The following is a 21,526-nucleotide window of genomic DNA, read 5'->3' on the forward strand; positions in this document are numbered from 1 at the left end:
AATAGCTCCTAGTTCAGCCGGATCTGAGGATTGATCAGCGTATACACGACGTCGGCGAGCAGATTCATCAGGATCACCGCGACGATGATGAACATGCCGATCGCGAGCATCACCGGATAATCGCGCGACAGGATCGACGTGACGAACAACTGGCCGATGCCGGGCATCGAAAAGAGCGTTTCGGTCACGACCGCTCCGCCCATCAGTTGTCCGAGACTGATGCCGATGTACGTAATCACCGGCAGGATCGAATTGGGCAGAATATGGCGGAATGACACGCGGTGTTCGGACAGCCCCTTCGCTCGCGCGACACGAACGAAGAGACGCTCTCGCACCGCCTGGTATTCGGCGCGATAGACGAGCGTGAACGCGCCGAAGTAGTACGCGGCAAGCGTGATGGTCGGCAGGATCAGATGCTGGAGGTGCGTGAGAAGACCGTGGTCCCAAGGCACCCAACCCACCGACGGCAGCCAGCCGAGCTTCACGGAGAAGATGAAGATCGCGACCATGCCGAGCATGAAGTTCGGCACCGTCATGCCGATGATCGACAGCACGGTGACGAACGTGCCGATCACACGCTGGCCGACGGTCAGGCTGCTCAGCCCCACCGAGACCACGGTTGCAAGCAGGATCGACAGCACGGCCAGCTCGACCGTGACCGGCAACGAACGCATCAGCATCTCGGCGACGGTCTGATGCGTCGTGTACGAGCGCCCCAGGTCGCCGGACAAGGCGTGGCCCATCCAGCTCAGATATTGCGTGACCACGGGCCGGTCGAAGCCCATCTGATGGCTCAGTTCGGCAACGGCCTGCGGGGTCGCATCCTGGCCGAGCATCAACGCGGCCGGGTTGCCGAAGAACACCGCGACGCTAAAGAACAGCAATACGGTCACGAAGATCAGATTGGGCGCGGCCCAGACGAGCCGCCTGCCTATGACTGTCAGCATAAGAGAATGTCCCTGTATGGCACCTACACGTACGCGAACGCCGCTGCGCGTATGGCTGCGCCTAGCGCATCACGAACGGATCGGCGAGCGCCTCGCCCCCCACTTCGATCATCACCGCCTTCGTTTCAGTGTAGTCCTTGAGCGCGTCGATACCGGCTTCGCGACCGTAGCCGCTCTGCTTGAATCCGCCGAACGGCACATTCACGCCGGTGACGCGATAGGTGTTGATCCACAGGCGGCCCGCCTGCACCGCACGCGCGGTACGCATCGCGCGTGGAAAGTCGCGGCTGAAGATGCCGCCGGCGAAGGCATAGTCGCTATCGTTAGCGATGCCGATCGCTTCGTCGTCGGTGCGGAACTTCAGCACCGACAGCACGGGACCGAACAATTCCTGGCGCACGACCGGATAATCGCCGCGATCGCATAGCGCGATCGTCGGCTGGAAGCACTGGTTATGCGGCAGCCCCGCAACACGCTTGCCGCCGGCGACGACCTGCGCGCCCTGCTCGACCGATTGCGCGAGCAGCGTCTCGATGCGGGCGACCTGCCGCTCCGTTGCAAGCGGCCCCATGTTGGTCGAGGCCTCCATCGGGTCGCCGATCGCGATCGTCTTCACCCGTTCGACCAGACGCTCGACGAGCGCGTCGTGAATCGATTCGTGCGCGATCAGTCGCGAGCCCGCCGCGCAACTCTGTCCGCTCGCGCCGAAAATACCGGCCACGATACCGTTGACGCAACTGTCGAGATCGGCGTCGTCGAACACGATTACGGGCGACTTGCCGCCCAGTTCGAGCGAGAGCTTCGCGATGTTATGCGCGGAGTTCGGAATCAGCTTGCGTGCGGTCTCGACACCACCGGTGAAGGCGATGCGGCGCACGAGCGGATGACTCGTCAGCGTGATCGCGCACGGATTCGCGCGGCCCGATACGAAGTTGATGACGCCCGGCGGGAAGCCCACTTCATGCGCGAGCCTCGCGAGCGTGAGCAGCGGTGTCGAGGCATCTTCGGAAGCCTTGACGACGATCGTGTTGCCGGTCGCAAGCGCCGGCGCGATCTTGTAGGCAGACAATTGCAGTTGCGAATTCCACGGAATGATCGCCGCGACAACACCCACCGGCTCGTGCAGCACGAGATTGAGCATGTTCGGCGCGGACGGCGGAATGTCGCCTTGCAGCTTGTCGGCGAGACCGGCGAAATACGTATACGCACGTGCCGTGTGCGCGGCCTGCCAGGTTGTTTCCTTCAGCAGCTTGCCCGTGTCCTGCGTCTCGACATAACCGAGCCGGTCCTTGTGTTCGACGAGCTTGTCGGCGAGCTTCTGCAGCAGCGCGGCACGTTCGTTCGGCGTCATCTTCGGCCACGGGCCGCTCGTGAACGCGCGATGCGCGGCCCGCACGGCGCGATCGACATCGGCGGCGCTCGAGTCGGGAATCGTCGCCCATGCGCGGCCGGTCCACGGATTGACGCTTTCGAAGGTGCGGCCGTCCTCGGCCTGTACGAATTCGCCGTCGATATACATCGCGAAACTTTCGGTTTGCTGATTCATTGGCATGCCTTGAGAATGTGCAGCAAATGAGGGGAAACGCGCAGCGGCTGCCTCAGTGGCTTTTCGCGCCGAGCGGACGCGTTTCGTAGGTGCCGGCGAGCGCTCGCAGTTCGTCCTCGTCGAGCTTCAGATCGAGTGCGGCGACCGCGCTCGCGACGTGCTCAACCTGCGTCGCGCCGAAGATCGGCGAGATGATGCCAGGCTGCGCGAGCGCCCACGCCAGCGCGACCTGACTCGGTTCGACTCCGCGCTTTGCGGCGATCTTCGCGACGCATTCGAGTGCCGCGAAATCGCCCGGGCGGTGATAGTGCTTCAGTGTGTAGTCATCCGAATCATGTCGCGCGGTCGCGTTGCGCGCATCGCGCCGGTCCGCGCACAGGAAGCCGCGCGCGAGCGGACTGAATGGGACCAGCGCGATATCGTAGGCGCGGCAGAACGGTATCAGTTCGCGCTCGGCTTCGCGATGACAGACGTTGTACTCGCACTGCATCGACACAAACGGCGTACGTCCCATCTGTTTCGCGAGATTCACGCATTGCACGAAAGCCCAGGCGGGCATGGTCGTGGCGCCGACGTAGCGTACCTTGCCGCTCTTCACGAGATCGTCGAAGGCGACGACGAGTTCTTCGAGGTCCGTGTCCGGTTGCCAGATATGCGTTTGCAGCAGATCGACGTAATCGGTCTTCAGGCGCTTCAGCGACGCATCGACCGCGCTGAAGATGTGCTTGCGAGAGTAGCCGCGCGCATTCGGATGCGTGCCCATCGGATTGCCGAGCTTGGTGGCCAGCACGATCTCGTCGCGGGATGCGTAATCCCATAGCGCATTGCCGAGCACGGTCTCGCTGGCACCCGCCGAATAGAAATCGCAGGTATCGACGAAATTGATGCCCGCCTCGACCGCCGCGCGCAGGATCGGCCGTGCTGCGTCTTCTTCGAGCACCCACTTGCGCCACCCCGGGTTGCCGATACCCATCGCGCCGAAGCCAAGGCGGGAAATGCGCAGGCTCGAGCGGCCTAATCTTGCGTACTCCATGGATGGAGGTCTCCGTATTCGCCAGATGTTGAGGTCAGTCTAGTCGAAATATTTTTTGTCAGCTAGTATCTTGTATACCAACAGATTAACGGAGACGATGCAAGTGGAAAAATATGTTTCTGCCGACGGCCTGGAGCTTGCGTACAAGATTCAGGGGTCCGGACCATTTGTCACGCTGATACACGGCATCGGCGCGGATCACGCAAGCTGGGACGCGATCGCGAGCCAGCTCGAGGCGCACTTCACGGTGCTACACGCGGACTTGCGCGGCCACGGCGCATCGAGCCTGATCACGCGCTGCTCGCTCGATGACTTCGTCTCCGATGTCGACGCGCTGCTCGATGCTGTCGGTGTGCAAAAAACGCATCTGGTGGGCTTTTCTCTCGGCGGCCTCATCGCGCAGAAATACGCGGTGGAAAACTCGGCGCGTCTGAACCGGCTGGCGCTCATCAGCTCGGTCGCGGAGCGCACCGACGAGGAACGCGCGCGCGTGCTGAAACGCGCCGACCAGATCGACCGCGAGGGCATCGCGGCGGTCGTCGCGGCGGCGGAAGATCGCTGGTTCACGCCGGCGTTCAAGGCGGCCAACCCGCAACGCGTCGCGTACCGTCTCGAACAACTGGTGAAGAACGATCATCGGTCGTACGCGGCCGCGTATCGCGTGTTTGCGGCAGCGGATCGCGGCATCGCATTCGATCGCATCAGCGTACCGACGCTCGTGATGACCGGCGAGAACGACCCCGGCTCGTCGCCCCGGATGTCGCGCCTGTTACATGAGAAAATCGCCGGATCGCAGCTTCGCATCCTGCCGGAGCTGCGTCATAGCGTGCTGCTCGAAGCACCGGACCTGATTGCCGGCCTGCTGCTCGAGTTTCTGCAGCCGGAATAAAACCCAGCACGGGCCGCACATGACGGCCCGCATTCAAACATAGGGTGGAACGATGACAGAAGACGCAACGGTTGCCCAACAAGTAGGCTTGAGCGTCGCCAAAAACGAGACGATCCGCATGAAGACGCTAAACGTTCTGCGTGAAGCGATCATTGCGGGACGGCTCGCGCCGGGCCAGAAGCTGATCGAGCGCGATCTATGCGAACAGACCGGCGTCAGCCGCAGCAGTATCCGCGAGGCGTTGCGCAATCTCGAATCGGAGCGTCTGGTCGAGAGCCTCGATACCAAGGGCGTCGTGGTTGCAACTCTGACGCCCGAAATCGCCACGGAAATCTATGAAATACGGGCGGCGCTCGATTCCGAAGCGGCATTGCATTTTGCCCAGCGCGCGACCAGTGAGGACCTCGCCGAACTCGAAGACACCTTCAATGCGCTGAAGAATACGCCGGTCGAAAACGACGAAGCGTTCCTCGCCGCTTCGAATCGCTTTTACGCGATCCTCTATCAAGGCGCGCGCAACGAGACCGCCAAGCACGTCATGCAGCTTCTCGGCGCCCGCATCAGTTTGCTGCGCGCGACCACGACGCGGCGCTCGCCGGTGGAACGCCGTCACGGAACGGTCGAACTCATGGGCGAGATTTTCAAGGCACTCAAGAAGCGCGACGGCAATGCCGCTGCCTTGACGATACGCGCGCTCATCGAGCGATCGGCGCAGTCGGCGACGGCCCTGCTCAAGGACGGGCAGGCGAATCGCTAGACACGCTCCACGCGCTGTGCCGCTGACAGCAGCACAGCGCCACCGGACCTACGCGGGGTGATGCGGCGGCGGCCGTGCCGCCTCATGCCATGGCATTGCCGCCTTCCCCACGCCCGCCGGTCTCAGTGCGCCGCGTTCTCGCGCTCGATCTCCTGCATGTCCTGATGCCGGTCTCCGATACGCGCGTGCGGTCGTCCGGCTGTCGACGCGCCAAGCACGATCACGATCTCATCGGGATTCGGTGCGTCGGGAATGGCGAACTCCAGGGTGATGAAGTGCGAACGCGCGGCGCCGTCGTGAATGTGCTTGATCGGCACCTGCAGCGACGTGTTCAGTCCACCGCGCTTGTTGGTGAACGACAGAAAGCTCTCCGCTTCGACCGCATGGCGATAGTGATTGCCGAAGCGCAGGTTGTGAATCACGGCGGACGCGTGTTCGATTTCTCCGCCTCCACCGACTACCGCGCTCTTGCCGTAGGCTTCGATCGCCTGCTTGCCGCCGATCTCTTCGAGCATGCGTGCCACCATCACCTTGCCGAGTTCGCCGCAGCCATCGCGCTGCTCCGGCGAGAGATCCTCGACGAAGCCGCGCCCGAACCACGGATTGCGAATCACCGCCGCAACGCCGACAAGCGTAACGGGCGTAGCAAGCGCCTTGTCGCCTTCAATGAAGGTCGCTTCCTTGTAGACCACGATTTTGCGAATCGAAAACGGCATCGTCATTCCTTGGGATCAGCAGCAGGTTGAGAGGCGGCGGCGAGTTCAGCCAGCACCTTGCGCGCCACGCGAAAACAGTCGACACCGACGGGGATGCCGCAATACACCGCGATCTGGATCAGCGCCGCGCGCAGTTCCTCGTGGCTCAGGCCGTTCTTGAGCGCCCCGCGCACATGCAGCTCGAACTCGTGCATCTTGCCGAGCGCAGCGATCATGCCGAGATTGAGCAGACTGCGCTCACGCGGCACGAGCGTCGGGTCGCCCCAGCACGTGCCCCAGCAATACTCCGTGACGAGCTCCTGGAACGGCCGGTTGAAATCGTCAGCACTCTTGAGCGACTGATCGACATAGGCATCGCCCAGCACATCACGACGGCGGCGTTCGCCGGTATTGAATCGTTCGATATCCAATCCTGATCTCCTCAAAACGACTGTCTTACGATCACGGTGTCGGACTCGCAGCCTGGAAGCCCGCCTGGGCCCGCGAGCGCTCCGACGAGGGCGCCCAGGTACGTGTCTCGAGTTCGTACAGGAACCTGAGGTCGGCGGTAGCGACGTCGACTCCGTGCGCATAGGCCCGTCTCAACGCACCGCTCACATCCTTGCAGCCCATGCCGGAACGACGGGCCGCCAGCTCGGCGAGATCGTCTCTCGCGACGAAAGGAAATGCGATGAGTTCGAGGGCCGAGGTTCCGGCACCGGTTGCATCGGCTGCCAGCAAGGCCGCGGCGGATGGCACGTCGCCGACTTCGTGCAGCAGAACCATCAGGTCATGAATCGCGGCGCCGCCAGGATCGCTGGTCAGCGACGTTATCGCGCCGCCGCTCGTGGCAGTATAGAACCGCCATGCGCCATGCGGGTCGCCATTCGTCAATAGAAGCCCGATGCCCCGCTGCGCGGCGATCGTCGCCGTACCGGCCAGGCCGATCTCGTCCGCGAGGTGGTTCACGGTGATACGCACGGCGCCGCGCCTGCGCCTCGCGAGCCCGGTGATCAGATCGACCGCCCGGGGTCCGATATCGAGCATCGAACGGCCCGCTGCGTCGATAACGCCGCTCGTTTCGCTCGTGCGATCGAAGCGCGGTTCATCGCTCGCGAATGCCGCGAGCAACGCGGCTTCGTTGCGACGCAGCGCGGCAAGCGTATCGCCGTCGAGCACTTCGGAACAGGTCAGCACGCGCGCCATGGCTTCGACCGCGCCGAGCGGGCAACCGAACGCGCGCAGACTCCACCAGGCGACGCGCGTGATTTCCGATACCGCGGCTGAGGTGTAGGTCGGCTGGGTCATGACAGCATCTCTGTCTGGGTGGCGGGCTCGGCCGGGTAGCGCCAGTCGCGCGTCGTGCCCTCGGCGATTTCGGCCGGCAGCGGAACCCCCTGGAAGAAGACGCCTCGCACATAGCGAATCGACAGCGGCGTCGAGCATTCGATGCCGAGCGACGCGAGGAAAAAGCGGATCAGTTGCGCCGGGACAAAATCCTTGTGGATCAGGTTGTCGCGAATCTCCGCATAGGGAAGGCCATCGAGATACTGCACGCGCGACACGGCCATCTCCAGATCCGGATGCGCGAACATCAGCTCGCCGACCAGTTCATCGTCCGCGTAGCTCGCAACGACGCAGGCGAGGCGCTGCACGATGCCAATGTGATCGACGAACGATTCGTACTCCTCGCCAGGATCGAGCACGCGTTCGCCGCGCCGTTGCTCGCCGTTGTCGACGGAGTGATACCAGAAATGCTGACGCGTCTTCGACAGCAGCGTGTCGTAGCGCAGCGCCCACGCATAGTTCTTGCGCAACAGGCCGCGCAACTCGCCGACCGTCATCTCGGCGACGACGCCGCGCTCGCGCGCCGCGCCGATCACGAGGTAATCGGCGAAACGGTCCGATACGTCGGGGTACAAATCGATCAGCGCGGAGTTCAGTTGCTCCTGCGTTTCGGCATCGAATGCCGACGCGGCCTGCGCGAGATCGTTCCAGAGAGAAAAAGCCCGGGACCCATCGAGCCAGCCGACGATGGTGCGCAAGTTCGCCGCGATGACCTTGTTCGGCACGACATAATCTTCAGACTGAACCTGGACCGTGTCGCAGTACGCGGCCACACGGGCGACCAGGCTGACGAGACGCTCGCGGCTCGCCGCATCGACGGGCATCGACTTCGCGTATGCGAGGGCGGCTTCGCGCACGGTCAGCCACGTCGACACCCAATGCGGCCAACGCTGCAACGCCACGCACATGCCCTGCCCCGACGAGTTGCCGACCGCGAGATAACGCGCGACCTCTTCGGAGAGTTGCGCGGCGCGCGGATTACGCGCACGGGCGATCGCGTTGACCAGATCGATCGACACCTGCCGAACCATGTAGAGACCGAAGAGATCCGCGAAGAAGGGATGGCACAGCGGGTGGTCGGCGGCGATGCCCTGATACGAGATCGATCCGTTGCGGCCGCTGCCCTGAAATCCGCCGTTGCGCAGCAGATAGGCCGAGGCGCTGCCGATCAGGCCCGGCTCCGGCTGATGACCGGCCACGAGTGCATCGACGACGTGATCGAAAATCCGCGCGCTGCGATTGGCCGGGGTCCAGCCGAGCACCACGGCATCCGTGCGCATCGTCTCGACGTTTTTCAGATCGAACGTGGCGAACTCGCGCTCGATGCGCGCCGCGTCCGGTGCTCCGACAAACAGTGCGCCGAACATGTCGCGATTTGCGCCATCGGAGCGGCGCCCCACCTTCTCCTTGCCGTCCCACTCGTATGCGCGCGCAATATAGGTGAAGTCGATTCCGCGTGCGCTGATGCGGTAGACGAGGCGGCCTTGCCCGTTTGCGTCCGCCTCGCAGGTTTCGAGCGCAATGCGCCAGCGCTCGTCGATCATGCGGCGCGCGAGCACATAGGCAAAGCTCACGCGCGACGCCTTCATCGCACCCATCAACGGACCCTGCATGATCGACTCGGCGGGCCGCATATAACCGATGATCTTCTCCGCGGCACCAGCGCCAGCCAGTTGCGTCGCGGCGGCTTCCAGAAAGGGGGGCAACTCCATCGGCATTACAAGTCCTTTCGCGTTGCTGAAATGAAGTGCTCGGCACGTTGATCGAGCGATGTCTTATTGTATACCATCTTCCAATGTGTTCCTAGTTGCCGTGTTTTAGCCGGCGCCACCGGCAATTGCCGATGGCAGATCGGCGCCGGCGATCGTCCGCATTCGCGCGCGACGGCAGGCGCCGCGCGCGAAAGGCGGCAAGGCTCAGAACTTGTGCCGGATGCCCGCGACCGCGACGACCTGCCGGTTCGTGGACGACTGCGTCGCGAAAGCGATCTGCGCGACTGCGTTGGCGCCGGTCGAGTCGTGTCCCGATGCCTGCTGATAGATGCCGACCAGGTATAGATCGGTGCGCTTCGAGAGGTTGTAATCGACGCCGAGATTGACCTGCTGATAGCGCGCACCCGACAGCCCGCGCAGGCTGCCTGCCGCCGTGTACGTGTACGACGCGCCGAGTTGCAGCGCGGGCGTCAACATGTACTTCGCGTTCGCTTCGATGATGTTGAATACCGCCGTGCCGCGCAGCCCGTTGCTCGCGCCCGCGACCGCCAGGGTGCCGAGATTGTTGAAAGACGCGTGGCTATAGATGGCGCCGAGGGTCGCATCGCCGATCTTGTAATTCACGCCCACCGCGGCGACATCCTGCGAACCGGCGGTGGCAAGACCGGAAATCACCGGACCCGACATGTTCGAACCCGTGCTGCTGTCGTTGGCCTTATTGCCCCACAGCGAATAATTGGGGTTGCTTGCGTGCGTGTATTGGGCAGCAGCGGTCAACGGCCCCATGCTGTAGCCGGCCGCGAGCGAGTAGATCTGGTTGCGCGAGAAGTCGCCGGCCACGCCGCCGAACGAATAAGTGCCGCCGAACGAAAAGCCGCCGAAGCTCGGCGACTTGTATTTGACCGCGTTGTTCACCCGGTACGTGCCGTCGAGATTGTCCAGATCGGCCGGATGCGCGCCGAAACCCGCGCCGCCGAGCGCCCACTGCGCGGCCGCGGTCAACGCGCCGACGTAGTCATAGCCGCTCAGATACTGACGTCCGAGCAGCACCTGCCCCCACGTCGGCGCCGCCAGCCCGACGTAGGCCTGGCGACCGAAGAGATCGCCGTTCTGCCCGAGCGCGCCGGTCGATGAACTGAAGCCGCCTTCGAGCGTAAAGACCGCGGACAGTCCGCCGCCCAGGTCCTCGGCGCCGCGCAGGCCCCAGCGGCTACCCGATTCGCTGCCGCTCGCGAGCGCGAACTGCTGCCCGGTACGCGCGTTGTTGTTGAACATCAAACCTTCATCGACGATACCGTATAGCGTGACGCTGCTCTGCGCCATCGCCGCGCCGGAACCGCCCGCGAGAAGCAGGACTGCCAGGGAAATCTTTTTCATTTTGTCTCACCAGTAGGAAGGAGCTTGGGATCACCTATGCATCATCCATCACAACATATGGATACCTAATCGATATGCAGGCGCGACGATGCCTCTCCCCACACCGGAGAGATACGTCGTCAGTCCGTCACGCCCGCCCGGCTTTGGCTCATCCGCGCGGGACCGATGCTACGATGCGCTTGCCGTACCGCGCCGCCGGACGGCGCTCCCTGCCCGCCCCGGCCTGTTCGGCGTCGCCGCGCTACGCCGGCGACTTCCACATGTTGCGGAAACGTGGAATCTCGTCGGGCAACCACACGTGGTTGTGCACGTTGTTGCGCATCGCTGCGTATTCAATCGAAAAGAACAGCGGCACGTACGGCAGATCGCGCGTGACAATCGCCTCGACCTGACCGTAGAGCCTCCTGCGCGTCGCCTGATCGGAGGCGTCGCGCGCCTGCTGCAACAGTTTGTCGACGTCAGGGTTGTGGTACTTCGTCGTGTTCTGCGCGCCGGTGCTGCCGAGCAGCAGCGGAAACAGGCCGTCCGGATCGGGACGCTGCGACCATCGGATCGGGCTGAAGTTGATGAGCCCCTGCGAGAGACGCGGGTACCAGTCGCTTTGCGCAATAGGATCGAGCCGCACCGCAATGCCGACCGCCTTCAGCTGCTCCTGAACGAGCTGGTTGATCTGCTGCATCAGCATGATCTGCGGCGTCGACAGGCTGACCGAAAGGTTGGTGACGCCCGCTTGCGCAAGCAGCGCCTTCGCCTTGGCCGGATCGTACGGATACGACTTCACCGTGGGGTCATACCACCACGCGCCCGGCGGCGCGATCGACTCGGCGATCGGCGCCTTGCCATTCATCAGTATCTCGACCATGCGTTTGCGGTCGATCGCATACGCCACCGCCTGGCGCACCAATGGGTTGTTGAACGGCGGCCGGTCGACCTGCCATTGCAGCGCGTACCAGCGGCTCGCCGGGCCCGCGTCGAGCACGATGCCGGGCTGGTTTTCGATCGGGCGGATGTCGATCGGCGATAGCGCCGAGATGTAGTCGACCTCGCCGGTGCGCAAGCGCTGCATCGCGATGATCGGATTGGACGTATCGCTGAATACGACGCGATCGAGATACGGCTTGCCGGGCTCCCAGTACTTCGGATTCCTGTCGACGCTCAGCGAGTTGCCCGGAATCCACTCCTTGAACACGAACGGGCCGGTGCCGACCGGGTGTGTCGCAAAGTCCTTGCCGTATTTTTTCATCGCCGTCGGCGACGCCATGAAGCCTTCGCGCTGCGCGAGCATGCCGAGCAACGCCGGGCTCGGCGATTTCAGATGCAGCGTGACAGTCTGCGGATCGTTCACTTCCACGCTGTCGAGAATCAGCGTCAGTTGCGGCCGCAATGGCGAGCCGACCGCGGGATCGAGCCGCCGGTCAAGATTGTCCTTGACCGCGGCGGCGTCGAACGGCGTGCCGTCATGGAACATCACGCCTTTGCGCAGATGCAGCACGAGACGCTTGCCGCCGTCGAGCGTGTCCCAGCGCTCGGCGAGTTCCGGGCCGATGGACGCGTCGGGGTTGATCGACAGCAAGGTGTTGTAGATGAGGTAGAGCGGCTGGCGCTCGGAGAAATTGACCGAAAACGTCGGATCGAGCGTCTTCGTGTCCGACGCAAACGCCACGCGCAGCGTGCCGCCGCTGACCGGTTTGGTCGAAGTATCCACGGCGGCCCGGCCGCTCTGCATGAACAGCATCCCGGCGGTGGCAGCGCTGGTGGCTGCCAGGAAGGTACGGCGACGCATCGGACAGACTCCTATAGCTCAAATACCTAGCTGATCGGATGTAGAATGATAGTATTCTGTCTGACAAGCAATCGGAAAAAAATAAGTAGTTTCCATGTTGTGGTCGATACAACACCTGGCATCGCGGTGATGAGAGGGGGCTCCGCCCGATCAGTCGCGATCAGGCAGGGAGATCAGCAGGAAAGCGGGACTTACACTTATGCCGGCGAAAGTTGACGCGCAAAGGCGCAGGTGTCTGCGGCCGCACCAATGCCATATGCCACGAGAAAGCAGAGCGGCGGATAACCGCGCGGTCGCAACCCCGCTCGAACTCGCGCGGCGTCCCAGCCTCGGTGGAACGCCGTCGAAATCATCGAGTTCCGCCAAATAACTCCGCCACCACGCCGCGCAACCAGCGATTGCCCGCTTCGTGATGGTACTTGGCATGCCAGTGTTGACGGACCGCAAAGCCATCGACCGCAAACGGGCATGAATGAATCGCGATGTCGTTCATCTCGGCAAGCGTTTCGCCGATGTTGCGCGGCAGCGTGGCAATCAGATCGGTCGTCCTGATGATCGAGCCCAACCCCAAAAAGCCCGGCAGTTCAAGTACGACGTCGCGGTCGATGTTCTCGCGCAGCAACGCCTGCTCCAGCAGCTGCGCCCCCGTGCCGGCCGCTATCACCACATGCCCCTCGGCACGGTATTGCCTGAGACTGAGCCGGGTCCGCACCCGCGGATGATTACGGTTCGTCAGGCAGACCCAGTCCTGGTTATACAGTTGCTGCTGGTACATCCCACCGCCGAGCCACGGCACATACCCGATCGCAAGATCGGCCTCCCCCGACTCCAATGCCCGCTCGGTATTGCCGTCGATCCTTGCCGCTTCGAGGCGGATGCCCGGCGCCTGATCCCGCACGTACGCGAGGATTCGGGGAAGCAGCGTGACATGGCTCGCGTCGGTCATGCAGATGCGAAAGCGCCGCCTGGCGGTGGCGGGATCGAAGGCGATCTCCCATGCGGCAAACCGCCGAAGCAACTCCAGGATTTCGCGGCACGGGCCGATCAATGCATCCGCTTGCGGAGTCGGCGTCATACCGCCCGGCGTGCGGATAAACAGGGGATCGCGCAAATGATCGCGCAAGCGTCCGAGCCAGATGCTGACTGTCGGCTGGCTTTGCCCCAGTTGCTCGGCGACACGCGTCACGCTCCGCACGTCATACAGCAGGTCGAAGAGCTGAAGCAGTTTCAGATCGGGAAGCTCGGTGAGATCCATGAGGTTATTGTCGCTCGCAATATCCTCATTGTAGTCATTGCATTGCGCATGTGAACCTCGCCTCGTATCGTTGGCGGCGATTCCCATGCGCCGGGGCTCGGCGCCGAATCAATCCACTCCCAGAATCGCAGCCATCGACGCTGTGCCAGTCAATCCAGAATCAGGAGACACTCATGCAAATCAAACTGCCATCGCATGGCAGCCCCGGCGACAACGCCGCCGACGCGAAAGCTCGCAAGCAGGCGAAGAAGGCCACCGCCAGCGGCTGGATCGGCTCGGCGCTCGAGTACTACGATTTTTTCATCTACGCACAAGCCGCCGCCCTGATCTTTCCGCAGATATTCTTCCCCAAGGGCAATCCCACGATCGCGATCGTCGCTTCACTCGCGACCTATGGCGTCGGCTACGTGGCACGACCTATCGGCGCATTCGTACTCGGTCACTGGGGCGACACGCACGGCCGCAAGACGGTACTGCTGATCTGCATGTTTATGATGGGCTTCTCCACGATGGCCGTGGGTCTGCTGCCGACTTATCAATCGGTCGGCCTGCTGGCGCCCGCGCTGCTCGTCGTGCTGCGGCTGGTACAGGGTTTCGCCGTCGCGGGTGAAATTTCGGGCGCCAGTTCGATGATCATGGAGCAGGCGCCGTTCGGCTACCGTGGTTACTTCGCGAGTTTCACGCTGCAAGGCGTACAGGCGGGCCAGATTCTCGCTGCCGCCGTGTTTCTGCCGCTCGCGTACTACATGCCCGAGAATGCGCTCGTTTCATGGGGCTGGCGCATCCCCTTCCTGTTGAGCGCCGGCGTTCTCCTGGCCGGTTACATCATCCGCCGCGAGGTCGAAGAAACGGCAGCCTTCGCCAAGGAAGACGAAAGCGGCCAGGTCGCGCGCGCGCCGATTCTCGAAGCGTTCAAATATAGCTGGCCCGACATGATTCGCGTCTTCTTCATGGCGTTCATGAACGTGATTCCCGTGGTCGCGACGATCTTCGGTGCCGCCTATGCCGTTCAGCCTTCATACGGCATAGGGTTTCATCCCAGCGTGTATCTGTGGATTCCGGTGGTCGGCAATATCGTGGCGGTCATCGTCATTCCGTTCGTCGGCAATCTGTCCGATCGCATCGGGCGCAGAATGCCGATGATCTTCGGTGCCCTGTCATCCGGACTCCTGTCGTTTGCGTATCTGTACGCCATCAACATCCACAATCTGCCGCTTGCCTTCGTCATGTCGATACTGATGTGGGGTGTCGTCTATCAGGGCTATAACGCCATCTTCCCGAGCTACTATCCCGAGCTTTTCCCGACCCGTTTCCGCGTCTCGGCGATGGCCATCGCGCAGAATCTCGGCACGACCCTCACCGCGCTGCTCCCCGCCCTTTTCGCGGCAGTGGCCCCGCCGGGGTCTCACAATGTGCCGATGCTCATCGGCTCGCTGACGTTCGGCGCGACGGTCGTTTCCGCACTGGCTGCATGGAGCGCCAGGGAGACCTATCGGGTACGGCTGCAAGACCTCGGTGACGACAACGCGGTCCCCATCCCGAAGGAACAGTATGAATGGCTCCGGCAGCAAGCGCTCACCGGACCGGAGCTCGCGAAGACGGCGGTACAAGCCCGCTAAGGGTGGATGAGACCGCTCGCGCGGCAACGCGCGGCGCGGTCTCGACGTCCGGCGCGTTGCATCCGCGCCGCCTTCGCGCACGGCACTGCCCGCGGTTGTGCAAACATGATATGCAACGCTGCTTCGCCTCGCCGCCCTTGCCCTTGCCGGGAGAGATCATGCCGGCAGCGCACGACCACGCGCATGCAGAACGATCGTGCCTAGTCCACTGACGGCAATCACGATCATGCCCACGGCAGTCCAGACGCTGGGAACCCTGCCAAAGAACGCCCAGCTGAATAGCGTGGCGAAAGCAAGCTGCGCATAGCCGAATGGCGTGAGCACGGCAAGCGGCGTTCGGCGCAACGCCTGAAGCATCAATAGATGGCCGAGCGTCGAAAGAAAGCCCATCGCGAGCACCATCAGCCAGCTACCCACGGTCACTTTGCGGATTGCCGGCAAAAGGTCCGCCTGATCGACCCATAGCAGTCCCGCGAGCGCGATACTCGCGACCACGGCGGTGATGAGATTGGTGGTGATCGGGTCGCCTGCGGTCGAAAGCCGGCTCGATACGACCTGAAAACATGCGAAGGTCGTGGCTGCACCAATGGGAAATGCAACCGCCCAGCTGAATTCGCCGCTGCCCGGCTGCACGACGATCAGCATGCCGATAAAGCCCAGAACGACCATCGACCATTTGCTCTTCGTTACGTCTTCGTTGAGCAGAATGGCCGCCAGCAGCGTCGAAATCAGCGGCGCCATCATCGCCAGCGAAGTGGTGACCGGAAGCGGCAAATAGCGCAGGCCGGCAAACGTGCAGGCCGAATTGACGAGGAGAAAAAAGGCGCGCAGGAATTGCAGTTTCAGCACGCCGACCTTGCGAAAATGCCCGGCACCGCGCCGCGCCTGCCAGGCGCCGAGGGCGACGGCCTGAAAGCTGTAGCGGCCGAAAAGAAGAGCGAGTAGTGGCACCGAAGCGCCGATGGCCTTGACCACCGAATCGCTCGCGGCAAACGTGGCGGTCGTCGCGACCATCATCGCAATGCCGAACTCGGCGGTCATGAGGAACGTAATCTGGCGCTTCAATTCAATCCCTGTGATGTTGCATGCCTCGAAGCGCTTTTCGATGCATTTTTCGCTACGCCCCTCGCTGCATTTTTCGCGCGCCGGCTCGCCAGTGCTAAACGTGATGGAGCCGGCGTCGCGCGGATCAGCGTCAATCGAGCGGCACGGTCAGCCGGTCGATCACTGCTCGCGTCTGCGGACGAACGCCGCGCCACCATTCGAACGCTTCGGCCGCCTGTTCGACCAGCATGCCGACACCGTCGGCGATACCTTGCACGCCCGCCTCGCGCGCAAGCCGCAGAAACGGCGTGAGCCCTTTCCCATAGGCGAGTTCGTACGCGCCACCAGCCGGACTGAATACGCTGGGCGAAACAGGCGGCAAGTGACCGCCAAGGCTCGCCGACGTCGCGTTCACGACGAAGTCGAACGGCCCCGTCGCGTCGAGGTCCCGGTAACCGCATGCGATCAACGGACAGCTCGTTGCGACTTGCGCCACCAGCGCCTCGGCCTTCGCGACGTCCCGATTCACGACGACCAGCTCCGCCGGCCGCGCCGCGATAAACGACAGCAAGGCGCCGCGCACCGCGCCGCCCGCGCCCAGTACGAGCACGCGCTTGCCCGCCATCGGCCGGTTCAGATTGACTTCGATGTCGCGCACGAGGCCGACGCCGTCGAAATTCTCGGCAACGATCCGGCCGTTTTCGAACTTCATCGCGTTCACGGCACCGGCAAGCGCCGCGCGTTCGCTGCGCTCGTCGGCCATCGCGAAGGCTTGCAGCTTGAACGGTGCGGTGACGTTCAAGCCCCTGCCGCCCGCGGCGATAAACGCCCTGACCGTTTCGGCAAACGCGCCGGCCGGCTCGAGCGGCCCTTCTATCGCCGTATAGGTGATGTCCTGCCTGGTCTCCTGCGCAAACAGGCCGTGGATCAGCGGGGATTTCGTGTGTCCGATCGGATGGCCGATCACCGCATATAAATCAGCCATCATGCAGCCCTCTTCGAAAACAGCACGCCGTCGGCCTGCATGGCGTCGATCTGCGCAGCGTCGAAACCCAGCGACTGTGCAACTTCAGCATTGTGCTGACCGAGGTCCGGGCCGACTTCGCGGATCGACGTATCGCAGTCGGAGAAACGGAACGGCAGGTTCGGCAGACGCAGTTTTCCGAAGCGCGGATGGTCCTGCTCGATCACCATGCCCCGCGCGACGATCTGCGGATCGGCAACCACCTCGTCGATGCGCTGAACCTTCGCGCACGGTACGTCGACACCGTCGAGCAGCGCCAGCACCTCGGCCACCGGCCGCGCGGCCACCCACGGCTTGACGACAGCGAGGATGTCCTCGCGATGGGCGTTGCGTCCGTTCAGCGCGTGGAATCTCGCGTCGGCACCGAAGCCGGCCGGACCGCCGTGCTGTTCGACGAGCGCAGCGAAGCGCGCCCACGAATCGTCGACCTGCGCGGCGATCACGAGATCGCCGTCGGCCGCGCGAAACACGCCATACAGCGTCGACGTCGGCATGTCGTGACCCGTCTGCTCGGGCAGCACGCCCTGCATCGTGTAGCACTGCACCGCGTATTCGTGCATCGACACCAGCGTGTCGTACAACGCCATGTCGATATGCTGGCCGCGGCCGCTCTTCACGCGGCCGAGCAACGCGGCGTTGATCGCGGCCACCGCATGAATGCCCGTGTACATGTCACCGAGCGAAATCCGCATCAGCGGGGGCGGCTCGCCGGGATTGCCGATCATCTGCATGATGCCGCTCTTCGCCTCGGCGATCAGGCCAAAGCCCGCGCGATGCGCGTCGGGTCCGGTATGGCCGTATGCCGAGATCGAGCAGTACACGAGGCCCGGATTACGCTCGGACAGCGCGGCATAGCCGAGGCCGAGCTTGTCCAGCGCGCCGGGTCGATAGTTTTCGATAAATACATCGGCCGAATCGCACAGGCGCCGCATGAACTCCTTGCCGCGCGCATCTTTCATATCGACGCTGACGCCGCGCTTGCCCATATTGAGCTGCAGGAAGTAGGCGCTTTGCTGGTCGTCGAGGAGGGTCGCATGCTGCCGGCCAGCGTCACCGCTGCCGGGACGCTCGACCTTGATGACTTCGGCACCGAGCGCCGCGAGACAGCGGCCCACATAGGGACCGGCGAGAAAGTGGCTGTAGTCGACGACGCGAATACCTTCGAGAGGACGGGCCTGCATCAGTTCGCTCCCGGGCGGCGCGGCACCATCAGGCGATGTTCGCCGCGCTGGACCACCTGGCCGTCCTGATTGATCAGCTCAGACGGCAGCACGACGATGCCCCAGTCCGGACGGCTCTTGCTCGCGCGCATGTTGCTCACGCGAAACCTGACGTGCAGGACGTCGTTGACCTTGATCGGCAACAGGAAATCCCAGGTCCAGCCGAGCGACATGCCCGGCAGGAACCGATAGTCGCTCTGCGTCTTCAGGCCGTCCGCAATCGACAGCCCGAACAGCCCGTGCGCGACGATCGAACCGAAGTGGCTCGCGTTCGCGTAGGCCTCGTCCACATGCACCGGCGTGTGATCGCCGGTCAGATCGGCGTAGGCGAGAATGCGTTCTTTCGTGACCGTATAGGTCGGGCTCACGCACTCGTCGCCGTCCTTCGCGTCGTCCCAGTACTTTTCGATGATCGTGCTCATGCTTTACGCCTCCGCGCGTGGATTGATCGCCAGCGCCTGCGCAACGCACGCGGCAGGTTTGGCCTGAATGAGTTCGACCGCGAGCCCGTCCGGCAAGCGCAGCCAGTTGCGTCCCTGCGGCATTTCGCCGACACCGAACGCCTGCGCCGCGGCGAGCGCGGCCTCGAGGTCCTCGCACATCACGCCGAGATGGCCGAGCCGGCCCTCAGGCCCGTCGAAGCGCGGCTCGTGAATGAACTGCAGGCCGCCGAGCGTCCAGTACTGACGCGGCGCCTCGCGCGTGCCGTCCACCTCGCGCATCGTCATGCCGAGGACTTCCTCGAAGAAGCGGATATGCCACTGGATATCCTTCACCCAGATCGCGACGTGCTCCAGATACGCTTTCGTGCCGCTCATGCCGCCGCTCCTGCTTTCTGGCGATCGGTCATGGCCCGTTCGATGCCCTTGATGCATGCCACGAGCGTCGAATTAACAGGAGTCGGCACGCCGAGACGTTGGCCCCAGCGCACGACCGCGCCGTTGATGAAGTCGATTTCGGTAACCGAACCTTTTTCCAGGCTTTGCAGCATCGAGGTCTTGAAGGCAAGCGGCAAACCTTCGGCGGCGAGCGTCCACGCCTCTTCCGCCCGGGTCATCGAAAGACGAATGCCGGCGGCCTTCGCCGCGGCCATGGCCTCTTCGATCGCGGCCAGCGCGGTCGCTTTCAGAACCGGCTCTTCGTAGAGTTGCCCATACGTCAGACCGGTAACGCCGGTGATCGCGCCGGTCGCGACGTTAATCAACAGCTTGTCCCACATCGTGCCGAGGATGTTGTCGCTGACCGTGGTCGTCAGGCCGGCGCTGTTGAACGCATCGGCGATGGCGCGGACCCGCTCCGTCACCTGGCCGTCGAGTTCGCCGATGATCGTCAGTTTTCCGCTCACGCCCGACTCGATATGTCCGGGCGCCTTGAGTACGCCGCCGACATAGGTCTTGCCCGCCAGCACACGCTCGCGGCCGACGATTTCGCTCAGCACGTCCTCATGGCCGAGGCCGTTCTGCAACGACAGGACGAGCGTGTCGGGACCGACGAGGGCGAGCGCGCCGCGCATCGCCGAATCGGTATGGAAGGACTTGACCAGTACGATAACGAGGTCCACCGGTCCGACTTCGGCGGGGTTCATCGTGGCGCGGACCTTGACGCGGCGCGAGCCGTTGGCGTCGTCGACTTGCAGGCCGTCGCGGCACATGGCCTCGACGTGCGCCGCAAAGCGGTCGACCAGCCACGTCTCGTGGCCGCCTTCGGTGAGTGCGGAGCCGATGGCGCAACCTAACGCACCGGCTCCCAGAAATGCGATCTTCATGCGGGTCTCCGTGATAGTGAGACCACGATACGATTCCCGCGTCATGTGCGCAATGCAATGGAATCAATGACGTCATTGCGAACGGCAATACGAGCCGAACGGCATGACGCCTTTGCGTTCACGGCCGAGGCATAAAAAAAGGCAACGCGTCACGCGTTGCCTTCCTGATTACACCGGCAAATAGAGGTCGCAGCCGCCCGCTCAACAACCCGTCTGCTTCACGCGCTCGACCGCGAGCCCGAAGACCGGACGCAGCTTCGTGCCGACCACGTTGCCGAAAAATGCCGCGACGAGCCAGAGCCAGCCATGCAGGCTGCCCGACACGATACCGCTGAAATACGCGCCGATATTGCAGCCATACGCGAGGCGCGCGCCATAGCCGAGCAGCAGCCCGCCGACGATGGCGGCGATCAGCGAGCGCAAAGGCAGACGCCATACCGGCGCGTAGCGGCCGGCGAGCGAAGCGGCAACCATCGCGCCGATTACGATGCCGATGTCCATCACGGACTTCACGTCGTGGCTGATCGGCGCGGCCAGGGCGGCCGCGTTCGGGCCGGTGCTCCACACCGGCCAGCTTGCGACGTCGATGCCCAGCGCGGAGAACGCCTTGGCGCCCCACAGCGCGAACGCCGACGTGATGCCCCAAGGGTGGCCCGACAACGCGAGCGTCACGAAGTTGAGGATCGCCAGCACGACACCACCGGCGAGCAGCGGCCACGGGCCATGCAGCCACGGCGACGCGTTCGGCGCGCGATCCACGTCGCTCACGAGATGGCCGTGACGGCGCTTCTCGATCAGCACGGTCAGCGCGGCGATCGCCGCGAACACCACGAGATTCAGCGCGATCGCCGGACCGACGCCGAGCGTCTTCACGAGCGAGATCGGCTGGAGATGCGGCAGCGCGGACCAGAACGGCATGTGCGCGGTGCCGACCACCGAGCCGACGATAAACGCGATCAGCGTGACCACCATCCGCGTGCTGCCGCCGCCGACGGTGTACAGCGTGCCGGACGCACAGCCGCCGCCGAGCTGCATGCCAACGCCGAAAATGAACGCGCCTATCACGACCGAGGTGCCGGGGGGCGACACTTCGCCGACAACCGGATGACCGAACAGCGTGCCGGCAGACAGCGCGGGGAAGAACAGCAGCACGCCGATTGCGAGCATCAGCATCTGCGCGCGCAGGCCGGCGCCGCGGCCGTCGGCGATGAAGACCCGCCATGCGGACGTAAAGCCGAACGCGGCGTGATAGAGCGTGACGCCAAGCAGCGCGCCGAGGACGTACAGCGCGGCCTGCGTCACGCTGACGGTCTGCGCGAGATAGACGGCACCGATCACGACGAGCGCGAGCGCGACGGCGAGCGGCTTCGGATTGATGTTGACGAGACGGCGGGGCGCGCCGCCGAACGGCGTGGATAGATCGGACATGATGAGCGGAGACGGACGCGCCCATCGCGTGCGCACAGCACACCGCTGGCGGGTCAACCGGGCGGTCGCTGCGCGGGCGAAAAGC

Annotated in this window: 20 protein-coding genes; 3 read left to right on the forward strand and 17 right to left on the reverse strand. The window is 63.7% G+C overall.

Annotation, left to right across the window (positions count from 1 at the left end; translation table 11 throughout):
- Window positions 1-8: 8 nt before the first annotated feature.
- The 3 genes from F3J20_RS00610 to F3J20_RS00620 all read right to left on the reverse strand — a co-directional run bounded on the left by F3J20_RS00610 (window position 9) and on the right by F3J20_RS00620 (window position 3,526).
- On the reverse strand, window positions 9-947 hold the full coding sequence (locus F3J20_RS00610; RefSeq protein WP_167037410.1) for an ABC transporter permease: 939 nt from the start codon (window positions 945-947) through the stop codon (window positions 9-11).
- Between the two features lie 61 nt (window positions 948-1,008).
- A complete protein-coding gene (locus F3J20_RS00615; RefSeq protein WP_167281368.1) occupies window positions 1,009-2,493 on the reverse strand; it encodes an aldehyde dehydrogenase in 1,485 nt (494 codons plus the stop codon).
- A 52-nt stretch (window positions 2,494-2,545) separates the two neighbouring features.
- Window positions 2,546-3,526, reverse strand: a complete 981-nt coding sequence (locus F3J20_RS00620) for an aldo/keto reductase (protein ID WP_167281370.1) — start codon at window positions 3,524-3,526, stop codon at window positions 2,546-2,548.
- Between the two features lie 97 nt (window positions 3,527-3,623).
- On the opposite strand from F3J20_RS00620, the gene F3J20_RS00625 reads away from it, so the two are divergent.
- Both F3J20_RS00625 and F3J20_RS00630 read left to right on the forward strand, forming a co-directional pair.
- Window positions 3,624-4,415, forward strand: a complete 792-nt coding sequence (locus F3J20_RS00625) for an alpha/beta fold hydrolase (protein ID WP_167281371.1) — start codon at window positions 3,624-3,626, stop codon at window positions 4,413-4,415.
- Window positions 4,416-4,533: 118 nt separating this feature from the next.
- A complete protein-coding gene (locus F3J20_RS00630) occupies window positions 4,534-5,172 on the forward strand; it encodes a GntR family transcriptional regulator (RefSeq protein ID WP_167037422.1) in 639 nt (212 codons plus the stop codon).
- 122 nt (window positions 5,173-5,294) lie between these two features.
- Here the strand turns inward: F3J20_RS00630 and F3J20_RS00635 are convergent, their stop codons facing one another.
- From F3J20_RS00635 to F3J20_RS00665, 7 genes are all read right to left on the reverse strand, one after another.
- Window positions 5,295-5,888, reverse strand: coding sequence for an amino acid synthesis family protein (locus tag F3J20_RS00635; protein WP_167037425.1), 594 nt, complete (start codon window positions 5,886-5,888; stop codon window positions 5,295-5,297).
- Between the two features lie 2 nt (window positions 5,889-5,890).
- Entirely contained in the window at window positions 5,891-6,298 is a 408-nt protein-coding gene (locus tag F3J20_RS00640) for a carboxymuconolactone decarboxylase family protein (protein ID WP_167037428.1), read from the reverse strand.
- Between the two features lie 31 nt (window positions 6,299-6,329).
- On the reverse strand, window positions 6,330-7,175 hold the full coding sequence (locus tag F3J20_RS00645; RefSeq protein WP_167281373.1) for a hypothetical protein: 846 nt from the start codon (window positions 7,173-7,175) through the stop codon (window positions 6,330-6,332).
- Entirely contained in the window at window positions 7,172-8,926 is a 1,755-nt protein-coding gene (locus F3J20_RS00650; protein ID WP_167281375.1) for a hypothetical protein, read from the reverse strand. The genes F3J20_RS00645 and F3J20_RS00650 overlap by 4 nt, the downstream gene beginning before the upstream one ends.
- 204 nt (window positions 8,927-9,130) lie before the next feature.
- Entirely contained in the window at window positions 9,131-10,303 is a 1,173-nt protein-coding gene (locus tag F3J20_RS00655) for a porin (RefSeq protein WP_167037436.1), read from the reverse strand.
- A gap of 241 nt (window positions 10,304-10,544) precedes the next feature.
- Complete coding sequence (locus F3J20_RS00660) at window positions 10,545-12,086, reverse strand: ABC transporter substrate-binding protein (protein ID WP_167037439.1); 1,542 nt, start codon at window positions 12,084-12,086, stop codon at window positions 10,545-10,547.
- 349 nt (window positions 12,087-12,435) lie between these two features.
- Window positions 12,436-13,341, reverse strand: a complete 906-nt coding sequence (locus F3J20_RS00665; protein WP_167281492.1) for a LysR family transcriptional regulator — start codon at window positions 13,339-13,341, stop codon at window positions 12,436-12,438.
- Window positions 13,342-13,514: 173 nt separating this feature from the next.
- On the opposite strand from F3J20_RS00665, the gene F3J20_RS00670 reads away from it, so the two are divergent.
- Complete coding sequence (locus F3J20_RS00670) at window positions 13,515-14,960, forward strand: MFS transporter (protein WP_167281377.1); 1,446 nt, start codon at window positions 13,515-13,517, stop codon at window positions 14,958-14,960.
- 156 nt (window positions 14,961-15,116) lie between these two features.
- Here the strand turns inward: F3J20_RS00670 and F3J20_RS00675 are convergent, their stop codons facing one another.
- The 7 genes from F3J20_RS00675 to F3J20_RS00705 all read right to left on the reverse strand — a co-directional run bounded on the left by F3J20_RS00675 (window position 15,117) and on the right by F3J20_RS00705 (window position 21,441).
- Complete coding sequence (locus tag F3J20_RS00675; protein ID WP_345889819.1) at window positions 15,117-16,025, reverse strand: DMT family transporter; 909 nt, start codon at window positions 16,023-16,025, stop codon at window positions 15,117-15,119.
- 130 nt (window positions 16,026-16,155) lie between these two features.
- Complete coding sequence (gene aroE, locus F3J20_RS00680) at window positions 16,156-16,989, reverse strand: shikimate dehydrogenase (protein WP_167281494.1); 834 nt, start codon at window positions 16,987-16,989, stop codon at window positions 16,156-16,158.
- Window positions 16,989-18,209: a CoA transferase gene (locus F3J20_RS00685; protein WP_167281379.1), complete on the reverse strand. Its 1,221-nt coding sequence runs from the start codon at window positions 18,207-18,209 to the stop codon at window positions 16,989-16,991. Before F3J20_RS00685 ends, aroE begins: the two co-directional genes overlap by 1 nt.
- Entirely contained in the window at window positions 18,209-18,670 is a 462-nt protein-coding gene (locus F3J20_RS00690; RefSeq protein ID WP_167281381.1) for a MaoC family dehydratase, read from the reverse strand. Before F3J20_RS00690 ends, F3J20_RS00685 begins: the two co-directional genes overlap by 1 nt.
- 3 nt (window positions 18,671-18,673) lie before the next feature.
- Window positions 18,674-19,066: a VOC family protein gene (locus F3J20_RS00695; protein ID WP_167037450.1), complete on the reverse strand. Its 393-nt coding sequence runs from the start codon at window positions 19,064-19,066 to the stop codon at window positions 18,674-18,676.
- Window positions 19,063-20,013, reverse strand: a complete 951-nt coding sequence (locus tag F3J20_RS00700) for a ketopantoate reductase family protein (protein WP_167281383.1) — start codon at window positions 20,011-20,013, stop codon at window positions 19,063-19,065. The genes F3J20_RS00695 and F3J20_RS00700 overlap by 4 nt, the downstream gene beginning before the upstream one ends.
- 201 nt (window positions 20,014-20,214) lie before the next feature.
- Window positions 20,215-21,441 (reverse strand): YeeE/YedE family protein, encoded by a 1,227-nt coding sequence (locus tag F3J20_RS00705; RefSeq protein WP_167281385.1) that lies wholly within the window; start codon window positions 21,439-21,441, stop codon window positions 20,215-20,217.
- Between the last annotated feature and the right edge of the window lie 85 nt (window positions 21,442-21,526).

The organism is Paraburkholderia sp. Cy-641 (assembly GCF_011752945.1).
Taxonomy (GTDB): Bacteria; Pseudomonadota; Gammaproteobacteria; order Burkholderiales; family Burkholderiaceae; genus Paraburkholderia.